At 68.8% G+C, this 14,862-nt stretch carries 14 protein-coding genes; 5 read left to right on the forward strand and 9 right to left on the reverse strand.

What is annotated here, in order from left to right; genetic code table 11:
- Window positions 1–113: 113 nt before the first annotated feature.
- Together VQ065_RS20330 and VQ065_RS20335 are read right to left on the reverse strand one after the other, a co-directional pair.
- Complete coding sequence (locus tag VQ065_RS20330) at window positions 114–548, reverse strand: DoxX family protein (RefSeq protein ID WP_003090958.1); 435 nt, start codon at window positions 546–548, stop codon at window positions 114–116.
- 98 nt (window positions 549–646) lie between these two features.
- Window positions 647–2,077 carry a transglycosylase SLT domain-containing protein gene (locus VQ065_RS20335; RefSeq protein ID WP_003090959.1) on the reverse strand — a complete coding sequence of 477 codons (1,431 nt, stop codon included), beginning with the start codon at window positions 2,075–2,077 and terminating at the stop codon, window positions 647–649.
- A gap of 246 nt (window positions 2,078–2,323) precedes the next feature.
- Here VQ065_RS20335 and VQ065_RS20340 point away from each other — a divergent pair, with 246 nt between their 5' ends.
- The 5 genes from VQ065_RS20340 to VQ065_RS20360 all read left to right on the forward strand — a co-directional run bounded on the left by VQ065_RS20340 (window position 2,324) and on the right by VQ065_RS20360 (window position 7,385).
- The gene (locus tag VQ065_RS20340) at window positions 2,324–3,127 is read left to right on the forward strand and encodes a TatD family hydrolase (RefSeq protein WP_003090961.1); all 804 of its coding nucleotides are present in this window, start codon (window positions 2,324–2,326) and stop codon (window positions 3,125–3,127) included.
- Window positions 3,128–3,265: 138 nt separating this feature from the next.
- Window positions 3,266–4,738, forward strand: a complete 1,473-nt coding sequence (locus VQ065_RS20345; protein WP_003090962.1) for a methyl-accepting chemotaxis protein — start codon at window positions 3,266–3,268, stop codon at window positions 4,736–4,738.
- Window positions 4,739–4,863: 125 nt separating this feature from the next.
- On the forward strand, window positions 4,864–5,223 hold the full coding sequence (locus tag VQ065_RS20350; RefSeq protein ID WP_003090963.1) for an Mpo1-like protein: 360 nt from the start codon (window positions 4,864–4,866) through the stop codon (window positions 5,221–5,223).
- A gap of 86 nt (window positions 5,224–5,309) precedes the next feature.
- Window positions 5,310–5,798 carry a molybdopterin-dependent oxidoreductase gene (locus VQ065_RS20355; RefSeq protein ID WP_003130791.1) on the forward strand — a complete coding sequence of 163 codons (489 nt, stop codon included), beginning with the start codon at window positions 5,310–5,312 and terminating at the stop codon, window positions 5,796–5,798.
- 9 nt (window positions 5,799–5,807) lie between these two features.
- The gene (locus VQ065_RS20360; protein WP_023098510.1) at window positions 5,808–7,385 is read left to right on the forward strand and encodes a GGDEF domain-containing protein; all 1,578 of its coding nucleotides are present in this window, start codon (window positions 5,808–5,810) and stop codon (window positions 7,383–7,385) included.
- 8 nt (window positions 7,386–7,393) lie between these two features.
- Here VQ065_RS20360 and VQ065_RS20365 read toward each other — a convergent pair whose 3' ends face one another.
- The 7 genes from VQ065_RS20365 to VQ065_RS20395 all read right to left on the reverse strand — a co-directional run bounded on the left by VQ065_RS20365 (window position 7,394) and on the right by VQ065_RS20395 (window position 14,859).
- A complete protein-coding gene (locus tag VQ065_RS20365) occupies window positions 7,394–8,191 on the reverse strand; it encodes an acyl-CoA thioesterase (RefSeq protein WP_003090970.1) in 798 nt (265 codons plus the stop codon).
- 80 nt (window positions 8,192–8,271) lie between these two features.
- Window positions 8,272–9,042, reverse strand: coding sequence for a CHAD domain-containing protein (locus VQ065_RS20370; protein ID WP_003114744.1), 771 nt, complete (start codon window positions 9,040–9,042; stop codon window positions 8,272–8,274).
- On the reverse strand, window positions 9,039–11,045 hold the full coding sequence (gene tgpA / locus VQ065_RS20375; RefSeq protein WP_003090972.1) for a protein-glutamine gamma-glutamyltransferase TgpA: 2,007 nt from the start codon (window positions 11,043–11,045) through the stop codon (window positions 9,039–9,041). The genes VQ065_RS20370 and tgpA overlap by 4 nt, the downstream gene beginning before the upstream one ends.
- Window positions 11,042–11,995 (reverse strand): DUF58 domain-containing protein, encoded by a 954-nt coding sequence (locus VQ065_RS20380; RefSeq protein ID WP_003090973.1) that lies wholly within the window; start codon window positions 11,993–11,995, stop codon window positions 11,042–11,044. Before VQ065_RS20380 ends, tgpA begins: the two co-directional genes overlap by 4 nt.
- Complete coding sequence (locus VQ065_RS20385; RefSeq protein ID WP_003090974.1) at window positions 11,995–12,912, reverse strand: AAA family ATPase; 918 nt, start codon at window positions 12,910–12,912, stop codon at window positions 11,995–11,997. The genes VQ065_RS20380 and VQ065_RS20385 overlap by 1 nt, the downstream gene beginning before the upstream one ends.
- A 258-nt stretch (window positions 12,913–13,170) precedes the next feature.
- Window positions 13,171–13,869 carry an orotidine-5'-phosphate decarboxylase gene (gene pyrF / locus VQ065_RS20390; protein WP_003090975.1) on the reverse strand — a complete coding sequence of 233 codons (699 nt, stop codon included), beginning with the start codon at window positions 13,867–13,869 and terminating at the stop codon, window positions 13,171–13,173.
- 96 nt (window positions 13,870–13,965) lie between these two features.
- A complete protein-coding gene (locus VQ065_RS20395; RefSeq protein ID WP_003101696.1) occupies window positions 13,966–14,859 on the reverse strand; it encodes a LysR family transcriptional regulator in 894 nt (297 codons plus the stop codon).
- Window positions 14,860–14,862 lie beyond the last annotated feature (3 nt).

Here is a 14,862-nt window from a genome sequence, read left to right on the forward strand (position 1 = left end):
CCTCAGGGGTGCAGCCCTGGCGTGGCCGGCGAGGCGGAAACCTTGTGCTGCGCGCCGCAACGAAAAAGGGCGGCCACCCGAAGGTGTCCGCCCTTTTTCGTCGCCAGCCCGGTTCAGCGGGACAGCTTGCCGTCCAGCGAGAACTTGCCGGCGCCATCGATCAGCAGCGCCACGCTGATCATCAGCAGGGTCAGGGCATATTCATAGCCGTTGTCGGTGATGAAGAAGCCATTGCCGATGTGCACGCTGAAGATCGCCACGATCATGGTGAAGCCCACCACCACCGACGCCGGACGCACCAGCAGGCCGATCACCAGCGCCAGGCCGCCGAAGAACTCGGCGCTGCCGGCCAGGGTCGCCAGCAGGTAGCCAGGGGTCAGGCCGATGGATTCGAACCACTGCGCCATGCCGTTCAGGCCGGCGCCGCCGAACATGCCGAAGAGCTTTTGCGAACCGTGGGACATCAGGGTAAGACCGGTGACGATACGCAGGATGGCCAGGCCGGCACCGGCGTTGGTCGACAGGATGGTCTTGATCAGTGGATTCATGGTGCGTCCTCAGGTGTGGGATAAGATGGGCACACTATAGGCAAGATAATTCGATATTAAAACCGCAAAAAACGCGTTATCAATATCGAATTTATAGATTATTTTTGAGCCGTCGCCGTCTTCGCACGCACCCCGGGCTCCAGGCGAACCCGTTCGCGTTCATATGCAAGGTAGTACTTGTTGACGCTGCTGACATAACTCACCACACCCATGCCTATCTCTTCCGCAGCCACCCGCTCGACCTGGAAGAACCAGCGATTCGGATCGAGCCCCCGGCGACGCGCCTGGGTGCGCAGGTTCTGCACCCGCTCCGGGCCCATGTTGTAGGCCGCCAGGGTGAACGCCAGGCGCTCGCGTTCGTCGAGGTGCTTGCTGGAGAAGAACTGCTTGCGGATCTTGGTCAGGTAGCGACTGGCGGCCAGCACGTTGCTGTCCTTGTCGTGCACATTGCCGACCCCGACGCTGCGCGCCGCCGCCGGGGTGATCTGCATCAGCCCGCTGGCGCCGCCGGAACCGCGCGCCTTCGGGTTCAGGTGCGACTCCTTGTAGGCCACCGCCGCCAGCGCCAGCCAGTCCATGCTGCTCTGCCGCGCGTAGCGCTGCAGCAGTGGACGGACCGCTTCCAGGCGCTTGCGGTCCGCCGCGCCGAGGGGGTTGCGGACCTTGTAGGCGCGCCGGTAGACGCGCTGGAAAGCCACGTCCTGGTCGGCCGGCGCGCGGTAGTCGGCGAGGAAGCGGTCGATGGTCGCGCGCAGGGTGCTGGCATCGCGGCGCACGTACCAGGCCATGTCGGCGCGATTGTCCAGCACCAGGTGGCGGTCGACGCGCAGTTTCGGCAGCACCTTGGCCCAGCGTTCGGCGATGGGCTGCTCGACCACGGTGAAGCCGAGGATGCCTGCCTGGACCATTTCCATCACATCCTCGACGGCCAGGGAAGCGTCCAGCTTTTCGATCCGGATCGGTGCCATGCGGCGTTGCGCCAGGCGCTGGTTGACCAGTTCGATGGCGCCCTCGGCGGCGCTGCCGGCCGGCAGCGGGATGGTCCGCCCGGACAACTGCTCCAGGCGCGTGTAGCGCCGGTTGCCCTTGCGCGCCACCAGCACCAGCGGCACATCGGCGCGCACCGGTGCGCTCGGGCTGACCTGCAGGCCGTCGTGCGCCGGCAGCAGTTCGCCGGGGGCGACCAGGTCGCCTTCGCCACGCTGCAGGGCGGCAAGCAACTGGTCCTTGGGCTTGGGTATGAGCTTGAGGGTGAGGTTCCGCGCGGACGGCGAGCGGCTGTTGAGGTATTGCTCGAAGGCGCGCAGGCGACGGTACTCGACGCCGATCGGCTCGCCCTTCACCTCGCCCGAGCTGTTGCGGCTCTGGTTGACCAGCACCTTGAGCACGCCAGCGCGGCGGATGCTCGCCAGGTCGCGGGTCTCCGGCTGTTCCTTGTGCCAGTTGTCCGGCTGGCCGGTGATGCGCGCAGCCGCCGGCAAGGGTGCGAGCACCAGCAGGCAAAGCGAAAGCAGCAACAGACGCGTCATCCAGGTCTCCAGAGGCCAGGCTCGATGTCCCTCTCCGGGGGACCGGATCAATCAGAGCATGGCAGTCTTGGCAAGTTCCTCTCCGACAGCGGCTGCAAACGGAGGCATTGGGTAGATAATCCGGGCGCCGAAGAACCCGATCTGCGATTATAACGGATTGTTCTACAAGCGGTTTGCCACCCATCCCCCGGCGGGTCCGGCGCGATCGAGGGGGCGCCGCCTCGCTGCGAATTCCAGGAAGGCACCATGCAACTCATCGATATCGGCGTCAATCTGACCCACGCCAGCTTCGCCCCGGAACGTGAAGCACTGCTCGCCCGCGCGCGCGCCGCCGGGGTGGTGCAGATGGTGATCACCGGCACCAGCCTGGCCGACAGCGAACAGGCGCTGCAGCTCTGCGGCGAACTCGACGAGGGCGGCCGGCTGTTTACCACCGCCGGCGTCCACCCCCACGAGGCCAGCCACTGGAACGCCGACACCGCTCGCGGCCTGCGCGCCCTGTTCGACGACCAGCGGGTACGCGCGGTGGGCGAATGCGGTCTCGACTTCAATCGCGACTTCTCTCCCCGTCCGGCCCAGGAAAAGGCCCTGGAGGAACAACTGGCACTGGCCGTCGAGCTACAGCGTCCGGTGTTCCTCCACGAACGCGACGCCAGCGAGCGCCTGCTGGCGATCCTGCGCGACTTCCGCGATCGCCTGCCGGCCGCCGTCGTACACTGTTTCACCGGCGAGCGCCGGGCGCTGTATGGCTACCTCGACCTCGACCTGCACATCGGCATCACCGGCTGGATCAACGACGAGCGCCGCGGCACCCACCTGCATGATCTGGTAGGCGAGATCCCGGTCGGCCGTCTCATGCTGGAAAGCGACGCGCCCTACCTGCTGCCGCGCAGCCTGCGGCCGAAGCCGAAGAACGGGCGCAACGAGCCGGCCTACCTGGTCGAGGTGCTCGACTGCGTGGCCCGCCATCGCGGCGAGAGCGCGGAGCGCCTGGCCGCTCACACCAGCGCCGCGGCGCGGGCGTTCTTCGGCCTGCCGACGATCGACTGAGATCGCCCTCAAGCTCCCGGCGGATCGGCCGCTAAGCTGACGAACGGTCTCGTTGACCCGCATCAACGATTGCCCCTTACTCAGCTTTCAAGATAATGGCGCCTTGCCATTAGCTTGCCGATAAGAAGAAATCCCCCTATGGGCACCTGGATCAGCGACATTCCACTGAAATACAAGTTCTGGGCCGTCAACGCGGTGGCCTTCTTCACCACCCTGCTGCTGGTGTTGTTCGCCATGCAGCAGGAAGCCGCCGGGCGCAACGCTTCCGCCCAGCGCGCCGCCGCCGCCGAGGGCGAGCTGGTTCAGAGCTGGCCGGCCGGCAGCGCCCTGCCCGCCCGCAGCAACCTGCTGCCGCTGGAACAGGCCGCGAACCTGGGCGGCACCGCTGCCCAGGCGCTGGGCAACGGGCAGGGTTGGATCGAGTTGTCCGGCGCGCGCCAGGGCGATACCCCGCTGCTCGGCGCCTGGGTCGGCCAGACCGGCTCCGGCCAGCGCTTCGCCGTGCTTGCCCCGGCCAGCGACCTGTGGCAGGTCTTCGCCGACCGTGCCGGCGCCTACGCCGTCGCCGTGCTGGTGCTGATGCTGGCGCTGCTGGCGGCCTCGCAACTGCTGATCCGCTTCATCCTCACCCACCTGCATACCCTCAAGGACGTGATGCTGCACGTCGAGAAGAGCGGCGACCTGTCCGCTCGCGTACCGCTGCAGGGACGCGACGAAGTCGGCCAGATGGCCAGCGCCTTCAACGCCATGCAGGCCGGCTACCAGCGCATCGTCGGCACCGTCGCCGCGGCCGCTACCAAGCTCGACGAAGGCGCCCAGGCGCTGGCCCGCAGCATGGGCCAGGTACGCCAGGGCATGCTCGGCCAGCAGAGCGAGACCGACCAGACCGCCACCGCGATCAACGAGATGTCCACCACGGTCTTCCATATCGCCCAGCACGCCGCCGATACCCGTGACCAGTCGCAGGAAGCCGACCGCCTGGCCGGCGCCGGCCAGCAGGCGGTGAGCCGGGTCAGCGCGTCGATCGCCGGGTTGTCCCAGGGCGTCCAGGACACCGCCGAGATGATCCAGAAGCTGGCCGAGGACAGCCAGAAGATCAGCGGCGTGGTCAACGTGATCCACGGCATCGCCGAACAGACCAACCTGCTTGCCCTCAACGCCGCCATCGAGGCCGCACGGGCCGGGGAAATGGGCCGCGGCTTCGCCGTGGTGGCCGATGAGGTGCGCAACCTCGCCCGTCGCGTGCAGGACTCCACCGACGAGATCACCCAGATGATCCTCGCCCTGCAGTCGGGTACCCGCGACGCCGTGGAGTTCATGCAGGAAAGCTCGCTCAAGGCCGACGGTTGCGTCAGCCAGGCCGGCGACGCCGGCGAGGCGCTGGCGGCGATCGCCAACGCGGTGGCGCAGATGCGTGAAAGCAACACGCAGATCGCCGTCGCCGCGGAACAGCAGAGCCAGGTCGCGGAAGAGATGACCCGTTCGGTGGTGGGCATCCGCGACGTCACCGAACTCACCGTGCAGCAGACCGTCGAGTCGGCGGCCACCAGCCAGCAACTGGTCGACCTGGCGGGCGATCTGACCCGCGCCATCGGCCAGCTACGCCTCTGATCCGCAGGCGCACCTGCCTATCGCCCGGATAGGCAGGAATCATTCGCCGCGCTGCCGCACCCCGCCTAGACTCGACGACATGCAACGACCCGCCCCGCGGGTCGCCGTCACGGAGTACCGAGAACATGGGCAAACGTCATCCCAACCTGCTCGCCTGGCAATGGCGCGGCTATGCCGCCAACCACCGCAACCCGACCAACCTGGTCCTGCACCTGATCGCCGTGCCGCTGTTCGTCGTCGCTGCGATCCTGCTGCTCGGCGGCCTGTTCGGCCTGGACCTGCTGCAGGTGGTGCTCGGTGTCATCGGCATCGGCGCCGGCCTGGCGATCCAGGCCAAGGGACACGCGCTGGAGAAACAGGCACCCGAGCCATTCAGCGATCGGCGCGACGCTGTCAGTCGCCTGCTCGTCGAGCAGTTCGTCACCTTCCCCCGCTTCGTCCTCAGCGGCGCCTGGTGGCGGGCTTGGCGCGAACGGCATAAGTGACAGTTCGTCCGGGATTTTGCACAGCCCTTCAGTTTTAGCGCGACGCTGCCGATATAATCGACGGAATCCTGTCGTGGACCGACAACATGCCGTCAATGCGTCAATTAATCGTCTTTTCCTGTTGCCTGGGGCTGCCTCTTGCCCAGGCCGCGGAACCCGTGCCGCTGGGCGGACGTCCGATCGTCACCCTGCAGCGGTCCGGCGGCGCTCCCGTACGGCTGACCCTGTCCGACCTCGAAGCCCTGCCCAGCGAGACCCTGGAAGCCCAGCTCCCCGGCGAGGCCAACGCCCGCTGGCAAGGCGTGCGCCTCAGCCTGTTGCTGCGCCACCTGGACCTGGCGCCGCCCAAGCGCCTGCGCGTGCTGGCGCTGAACGACTACTCGGCGATCATCCCGTACAGCGACCTCGACAGCTACCAGCCCATCCTCGCCTATCGCCGCAACGGCGCCTACATGGCGATCCGCGAACGCGGACCGCTTTTCATCATCTACCCGATGGCCCGCTATCCTGAGTTGAGAAACCAGGTCTACTACAACCGTACCGTCTGGCAGGTCAGCTCCATCACTCTTGAGTAAGTAACGGACATGACTGTGCCGCTGCTCGATCCGACAAAGCTGCGCCGGCAACGCCAGATCATGGGGCTGTTGCTCGGCCTGGTGCTGCTCATGGCGCTGATCGCCGGGGCTGCGCTGTGGCTGGCGGTGCGCCAGGCCCAGCAACTGGCCCAGCCGAACCTGCACAACGAGCTGTGGCAGACCTACTCGCTGCGCGCCGAACTGGATCGCACGCTGGACGCCGCGCGGCACATCGAGAGCGGCGAAGGCCAAGCCGACGACCTGGCGATCCGTCTCGAAGTCCTCGCCAGCCTGATCGCGCCGCTGCGCCGCCAGTCGTTGTTCAGGCATCTCGCCGAACCGCGTCCGGAGGTACAGGCCACCCTGCAACGCCTGATCGAGCTCAGCGATCGCTGGTCGGACCAGGCCCCCTGGGGCGATCCCGTCGCCGCGCGCCGCCTGGCCGCGGAGATCGTCCAGCAGGTCCCGCCCTTGCTCGAACCGACCCACCAGATCGTCGTCGCCAGCAACATCGCCCTGACCAACCAGTTGGACGTCGACCGCAAGCGCCTGCACCGGGCGTTCTACGCGTTGTTCTGGGCGCTGCTCGGGATCGGTGCCGGCGGTGCCCTGCTGGTGCTGCGCCTGGTCGCTGACTTCAAGCGCGCGCAGCAACTGGCCGGGCATCTGATCGAGCTTAACGCCACCCTTGAGAAACGCGTCGGCGAGCGCACCCGCCAGCTCAGCGAAGGCAAGGCGCTGCTGCATTTCATCCTCGAGGCCAGCCCGAGCGACGTGGTCCTGCTCAGCGCCTGCGGCGCCAGCATCCATTACGTCAGCCCGCGCCTGCTCAAGCGCCTGGGTTGCCAGGCCCAGGACGACTTCAACCTGCCCCGGCTGTTCGCCAGCGCCAGCGAATACAGCCGCCTGCAGAACGCCCTGGAGGCGCGCGGCCAGGTGGATGGCTGGGAAGCCCAGCTATGCGGGGAAACGCCTTGCTGGGCGGTGATCTGCGCGCGCCACCTGGAAATCGACGGCGAGCCGGCGACCCTGATCTGGTGCTACGACATCAGCCGGCGCAAGGCCATGGAACAGGAACTGCGCCTGCTGGCCAGCACCGATACCCTCACCGGCCTGCACAACCGCCACTCGTTCCTGCACCAGGCGGAACTCATGCTCAAGGCCGCCGAACGCTTCCGCCACCCCTGCGTGGCGCTGATGCTGGACATCGACCATTTCAAGAACATCAACGACAGCCACGGCCACCTGACCGGCGACCGCGCCCTGCAACGTGTCGCCGAGACCCTGCGCCAGGGCCTGCGCGAGGTGGACCTGCTCGGTCGCCTGGGCGGCGAGGAATTCGCCGCGCTGCTTCCGGAGGTCAGCCTGGACCAGGCGCTGGACGTCGCCGAACGGCTGCGCGCCGGCGTCGAGGCGCTACGGGTGAGCAATCCCGACGGCGAACCGTTGCGAATGACCGTGAGCATCGGCGTCGCCCTGCGCAGGGACGCCGGGGACGACCTGGAAAGCCTGCTGGTGCGCGCCGACAGCGCGCTCTACCAGGCCAAGAGCGGCGGGCGCAACCGCACCGAGTACGCGCCCGCCTGACATGCGCCTCAGCCGAACACCGTGACCATCTGCCGGCTGATCGCCAGCAACTGGCCGTCGGCGCTCCACATCCGCGCCGCCACGTGGCCGTAGCCGTCGCGCGCCTCCTCGATCTCCGCCAGGTAACGGCACCAGTCGCCGCTGCCTTGCTGCGGCAGCGGCTGGAGGAACTCGGCGGTCCAGGTCAGCGAGCTGGCCATCGCCGGGGTGCCCAGGTGCGGCAACAGCGCCGGCGGCCAGGAGTCGAGCAGCGCCAGCAGGTGGGAAACCTCCATGGGCTCTCCCTCAGGTTCGTCGCGGAAACGCATCCAGCCGCCCATCTGGCGCGACTTGTTCGAAGAGAACGGCAGGCCGCCCACTGCCCAGCGCATGGCGATGTAGCGAGTGAACTCCGGGGTCACGTTACGGATATAGGGCAGCTCCTGGCTCTCTTCGGGGCCCTTCATCCCGGCCGCCGGCAACGCTTCCACCGCCACCGCCGACGCGCGGGCGACGCCGAAACTGGCCTGGACCAGCGTCACCACCTGCTCGCCCTGACGGACCTCGACCTGTACCTGGCTCACCGCCTTGCCCTCGCGCAACAACCGGGCGCTGAAGCTCGCCGGCTGCTCGGGGGCCAGCGGTCCGACGAAGCTGACGCCGATGGAGCGCAACGGACGCCCCGCCTCGACTACCGCAAGCATGGCCTCGTAGGCCAACGCCACCACCAGGCCACCGAAGGTGGCGCGGCCCTGGCCCCAACTGGCCGGTACTACCACCGAGGAAGGGTCGCGGCGGACCGCCTGGATCAATTCGGAAAAATTCATGTGTGCCTCGCGAGGGGATTCGAGGGCCCATCTTAGGCGAGGCGATCCTTGGGAAAAAGCCGATCGGAATACCGGCGGCGTCAGTGCCCGGCAAGCGCCTGCTGCAATGTCGACAGGGCCCGTCCGGCACGCTCCCGGGCCAGTTCGAAGCGGGCCGTCCAGACCTCGCGCACGGGCGCCAGGTCCGGCTCGCGCTGGCATCGCAACAGCCACTGTTCGAGGTCGTGCCAATCGCCCAGCGCCGACTGGGCCGCCTTGAGCGGCGCCAGCAGCGAGCCGGGAATGCTGCAATCGTGCGGATAGGCCTCCAGCCCGTAGCGCACGCGCTTGATCCGCAGCCGTAGCGGGTGCCAGTGCTCGTAGGTGGTGTCCGCCAGCTCGGCGCGCAGGGTCTTCCATTGCCGGCGCAGGCGCTTGCGCACCCGGCCGTGCAAGCCATCCAGCACGGCATGCCGCTGGGCCGTACGCAACAGGGCCGGCCAGACGTCCAGGCAAAGCTGCAGGCGGTGCAGCGGCTGGCTGGCGAGAACCGCCACGTAGCCGGACTCCAGCACCGGCCGGCGCACCGCCAGTGCATCCCGCAGCCCTTCGGCGGCGAGCGCCGGCAGCAGCACCTCCAGGTCGCGGATCGGCCCGCTGAGCCGCCCGACCTCGGCGGCGGCATGCTCCAGCTCCTCGACGCCGGGGACTCCGCGGATCGGCCGCAGCAGGCTGCGCAGACGGCGCAGGGCGATGCGCAGGTCGTGCAGTGCCTCGCCATCCGTGCGCGCCTCCAGGCGGGCGACCGCCGACATCAACGCCACCTGCTGGCCGATCACCTCGGCCAGCAGTTCATCGATGAACCCCGTCATGCCTTCTCCTCTCCCCGGCCATCCCGCGTGGGCGCGCGCACCAGGCGCCAGGGCAGCGCCCGGCGCAATGCGCGCAGACGCAACCCTGGATCATCGGCACCGCCGTGTCCATAGCGTTGCGCTTCGAGCGCGCCGACGAAGGCCGCGATGGCTGGCGCCTGCGCCGGCAGGACGCGGGCGGCGCGCTCGCCGTAGGAGCGTAGCCCTTCGCCGGGGGAACGGCGCAGGCCATGCATCTCCAGCAGGCGTTCGAAGCGGCGCAGTTGGCGGCTGCGCAGATCGCCACGGCCTTGCCAGGGCTTGAGCAGGAACAGCGCGAGCAGACCGACCGACAATATCGCCGCGGCACCGAGCAACAGGCCCAGTCGGGTCGGATCGAGCCCGCCGAACCAGCGCTGCAGGAAGGCGCCCTGCTGCTCACCCTGGTAGGCCAGGACCCAGCGTTGCCAGCCGTAGTTCAGGCTGTCCCAGGCCAGACGCATGTCGTTGAGCCAGGGCAGGCCACGGTAGCGCAACGGCGACAGCGGTGCGTCGGCGAGGTACTCGCTGTCCCCGGCCAGGGCCTGCTCCAGCCCCTGTTCGATCCGTTCGGGCGCCACCTGGTAGGTCGGGTCGACGCTCAGCCAGCCCTGCTCCGGCTGCCAATACTCGACCCAGGCGTGGGCGTCGAACTGATGCACCAGCAGGTAGTTGCCCGCCGGATTCAGCTCGCCGCCCTGGTAACCGGCCACCACTCGCGCAGGAATGCCCGCGGCGCGCAGGACGAAAGCCATCGCCCCGGCGTAATGCGCGCAGAAGCCGCTGCGCGTGTCGAACAGGAAATCGTCCACCCCGTCGGCGCCGGTCGCTGGCGGTTTCAGGGTGTAGGCGAAGGGCTCGTGGTTGAAGCGCTGCAACAGGGCCGCGACCAGCGCCTGCGGTTGCGCATGGGCCTGGCGCAACTCGTCGGCCAGCGCTCGCGCGCGCGGATTGCCGTGCATCGGCAACTGCAGGTTGCGCCAGCGCGTGCGCGGATCGATGCTGGACTCGCGCAGCGCCTGTGGCCAGGAACTGACTCGGTAGAACAGACGTTGCTCGACCGGCTGCCGCCGCTGCAGGTGGAAATCGCTCATCAGGCGCGTGTCGGTCTGGTCGGTCTGCGCCACGTCGAGGGCGAACAGCCAGGGCTGCGAACTGGGCTGCATGATCACGTCGTAGCGCAGCTCAGGGCCACGCTTCTGCCAGTGCAGAGCATCCTCGCCCGACCATTGCGGCGCCTGAGCCCAACGTCGTCCGTCGAAACGCTCCATGGTCAAGGCGCGCCAGTAGAGCTGCTCGCGCGGCGGCGGTGCGCCCTCGAAGCGGACCCGGAACGCCAGTTCGGCGGAGCGCCCAAGCTCGGCGATATCCCCTGGAGCCATGCTCTCCGAGAGTCCGGTGACCCCCTTGTTGCCGGGCATCGGCAACGACCACAGCGGCCCCAGGCGGGGGAAGAACAGGAACAGCAGGAGCATCAGCGGCAGCGCCTGCAGCAACAGCCCGCCGGCCAGCCGCAGGGTCGGCCAGGGCCGGCTGGCGAAAGCGCTCTGCTGCAAGCCGATCAGCGCCGCCAGCAACGCGGTCACCGGCAGCAGGCTGTACAGCGCGGCGAGGAAACCGTCGTCGAACAGGTAGCCCACCACCACTGCGAAGAAACCGAGGAACACCAGTACCAGCGCATCGCGGCGGGTCTTCATTTCCACCAGCTTGAGGATGAACGCGGCGATCAGCAGCACCGCCCCCGCGTCCAGGCCCACCAGGCTGCCGCGCGACAACCAGACCCCGGCCCCGGCGAGCAACGCCAGGGCCAGCTTGACCCAGGCGCGCGGATAGCCGGCACGCATGCGGAAGACCTGCACCCGCCAGGCCGCGCAACCGAGCCACATGGCCGCGATCCACAGCGGCATGTAGGCCAGGTGCGGCAGGATCACCAGTACCTGCGCCACCAGCAGCCAGACCAGCGCGACCCGCGGAATCGCGTTCATCGTGCCGCTCCGAACAGCGCCAGCGCGCGCAGACAGGCCTCGCGCTGGGCCTCGCCGCTGGCCGGTTGCAGGCGCGTGCCGGGCAGCGCCAGGCCATAGGGCTGCTGCCGCTCGGAGAGTTCCAGGACTGCATGGCACAAGCGGCCCAGGCGACTTTCGAGGTCCCCGCCGAGGCGCTCGAATTCCAGCCACAGGTCTTCCCCGCCGAGCGCGGCGAAGTCCTTCACCAGCAGCCCCTGGCCACGGGAAAATGCCTTCCAGTGCAGGCGCCGCCGCGAGTCGCCCGGCTGGTAGGCGCGCAGCCCCTGGTAGTCGTCGACGCCCGCGCTCGCCAGCGCGCGCCCCTGGTTCTCGGCATCCTCCGCGCCCGGCGCGAGGAACGACTCGCCGGCCAGCGGCCGAGGGTAGACCAGCGCCTGCTGGCGCAGGTCGACCCAGCTCCAGGCCACCAGCAGGCCGAGAGGAAAGCGACTCTCCACCCGCAGGCGCCCCGGCCGCAGCCAGCCGCGTCGCTCGGTCGGGTGGAACAGCAGCACCTCGGCAGCCGCGTCGCCTGCCAGGTCGGCGTATTCCAGCGGCCGCTCCGGCCAGCCGACGGCGATGGCCTGGCGCGCCCGCCGCGGGCTTTCCAGGCGCACCCGGAAACCGGCGCGCTCGCCGGCGAACACCGGGTCCGCTCCCAACGCGGTGAGGCGCAGGCCGGCAAGGTTGCGATAGGTATGGAGGATGGTCACCACGCCCAGGGACAGCAGCAGGAAGGTCAACCCGTAGGCCAGGCTGTTCTGGTAGTTGATCGCCGCCAGCAGCATCACCAGCAGCGCCAGGCCGAAAGCGCCGCCCTGGCGGGTCGGCAGGATGAATACGCGGCGCTGGTTCAGCTCGACGCTGCTCGCCGGCGGTATCCGCCGGTTCAGCCAGCGCTGCCAGCGCGGCCAGTTGCGCAGGCGCATCAGAGCGCCGGGACTTCGCGCAGCAGCCATTGCACCAGCGCGCCGCCACCGTGCCCGGTGGGGTCCGCCTGGTCGCGCAGGCGATGCCCGGCGACCGCCGGCAACACCGCCTGGACGTCTTCCGGAATCACATAGTCGCGTCCCGCCAGCAGCGCCCAGGCACGCGCCGCGGCGAGCAACGCCAGGCTACCGCGCGGCGACAGGCCGAGGGCGAAGGCCGGCTGCGTGCGGGTCGCTTCGACCAGGCGCAGCACGTAGTCCACCAGCGCATCGCTGGCGCGGACCTTCGGCACTTCGGCCTGGAAAGCGGCCAGCGCCGCGTGGTCGAGCAAGGGCTCCAGGCGCGGCAGCAGATCGCGCCGGGCTTCGCCGAGCAACAGCGAGCGTTCCGCCGCGCGTCCAGGGTAGCCCAGCGACAGGCGCATCAGGAAGCGATCCAGCTGCGATTCCGGCAGGGAGAAGGTGCCGCCCTGGCTGGCCGGGTTCTGCGTGGCGATGACGAAGAACGGTTCCGGCAAGGGCCGGGTGGCGCCCTCGATGGTCACCTGGCCTTCTTCCATCGCCTCGAGCAAGGCGCTCTGGCTTTTCGGCGTGGCGCGGTTGATCTCGTCGGCGAGCACCAGCTCGGCGAAGATCGGCCCGGGATGGAAGACGAATTGCCCGCTGTCCTTGTCGAACACCGAGGTACCGAGGATATCGCCCGGCAGCAGGTCCGAGGTGAACTGGATGCGCTGGAAACTGAGCCCGAGCACCCGCGCCAGGGCATGGCTGAGGGTGGTCTTGCCCATCCCCGGCAGGTCTTCGATCAACAGGTGCCCACGGGCCAGCAGGCAGGCCAGGGCCAGGCGCACCTGGCGGTCCTTGCCCAGGAGAATCTCATCGACCGCCTTCAGGCAGGCTTCCAGGGTGTTCAGCATCCCGACCTCGCGTTTCCGGGGAAAACAGCGATCCTACTGGCCTGGGGCCAGCCGGCAAGGCACTTGCAATTTTTCCTCACGAAACTGTGAAACCGTTGCCACCGGTACTTGCCGGAGTGCCCGCTACAAGCCTAGACGCTGGGGAGGGACAGGCGACCGCAGGCGCCCCCCTGGGCGCCGGCGCGGATGATGCCTGCGCCATGTCCGGCTCGACACGACGCGCGACGGTCGCCGACGGCAGGCGTGGGGGAAGCCGCCTCAGCCCAGTTCGGCGACGATCGCCGCCAGCGCCTTGGCCGGGTCGGCGGCCTGGCTGATCGGCCGGCCGATCACCAGGTAGTCGGAGCCGGCGTCCAGGGCCTGGCGCGGGGTGAGGATACGCCGCTGGTCGTCCTGGGCGCTGCCGGCCGGGCGGATGCCCGGCGTGACCAGTTGCAGGCCCGGATGGGCAGCCTTCAGCGCCGGCGCTTCCTGGGCCGAGCAGACCAGGCCGTCCATGCCGGCCTTCTGCGCCAGGGCGGCGAGGCGCAGTACCTGCTCCTGAGGCTCGATGTCGAGGCCGATGCCCGCCAGGTCCTCGCGCTCCATGCTGGTCAGCACGGTCACGCCGATGAGCAACGGCCTGGGTCCGCTGAAGGCCTCCAGCGTCTCGCGGCAGGCGGCCATCATGCGCAGGCCGCCGGAGCAGTGCACGTTGACCATCCACACGCCCATCTCGGCGGCGGCCTTCACCGCCATCGCCGTGGTGTTCGGGATGTCATGGAATTTCAGGTCGAGGAACACCTCGAAGCCCTTGCCGCGCAAGGTCTCGACTATACCCGCGGCACAACTGGTGAAGAGTTCCTTGCCGACCTTCACCCGGCACAGTTTCGGGTCCAGCTGATCGGCCAGCGCCAGGGCGGCCTCACGGGTGGGGAAATCCAGGGCGACGATGATGGGGGACTGGCAGGCGGACATGGGCTCTCTCGCGGCGAATCGAAAACGGCGCGCATTGTCGCAGAATCCGGCCGTTTGCCGTAGCCCGGAACGCGCCGGGGAGATGAACGTCGCGGACTAGAGGCGGGCGCGGAGCAGTTGCTCCAGCCAGTCGACGAATGCCCTGACCCGCCGCGACAGATGCCGCCGGTGCGGATACAGGGCGTACGCCGGCATCGCTTCGGCCCGCCACTGCGGCAGCACCTCGCGCAGCTCGCCGCGTTGGAGGTGCTCGCGCACGTCGTAGGCAGGGATCTGGATCAGGCCCAGTCCGGACAGGCAGCAGGCGATGTAGCTTTCCGCGTTGTTCACCGTGACCCGGCTGCGCAGCGCGCGGGTCAGGGTGCGCCCATCCTCGCGGTACTCCCAGGGCAACACCCGGCCGCTGCTGGGCGAGGCATAGTTGACCGCCCAGTGCCGGTCGAGGTCGGCCGGCGTCCGTGGCTCGCCATGCTCTTCCAGGTAGGCGGGACTGGCGCAATTGATCAGTTGCATCTCGCCGAGGCGTCGCGCCACCAGGCTGCTGTTGCCCAACTGGCCGACCCGCAGGACGCAGTCGACGCCCTCCTGCACCAGGTCCACCGAACGGTCGCTGGAGCCCAGTTCCAGTTCGATGTCCGGATGCTGGCGGAAGAATTCCGGCAGCGCCGGGGCGATCAGCAGTCGCGCCACCCGGCTCGGCACGTCGACCTTGAGCCGGCCGCTGGCGCGGCTGCCGTCGTGGAACAGGCTCTCCAGCTCTTCCATGTCTTCCAGCAGGTGACGGCAACGCTCCAGCACCACGCTGCCGTCGTGGGTCAGCTGGACCTGCCGGGTGGTGCGATGCAACAGCCGGCTGCCGAGTTGCGCTTCGAGCTGCTGGACCGCCGCCGAGACCGTCGCCCGCGGCATGTCCAGCAGGTCCGCGGCCTTGGTGAAGCTGCCGGTTTCGGCAACGCGCAGGAACACGCGCATGCTGTCCAGACGATCCATGGG

It is taken from the genome of Pseudomonas sp. KBN10P06128, assembly GCF_037574945.1.
GTDB lineage: Bacteria > Pseudomonadota > Gammaproteobacteria > Pseudomonadales > Pseudomonadaceae > Pseudomonas > Pseudomonas aeruginosa.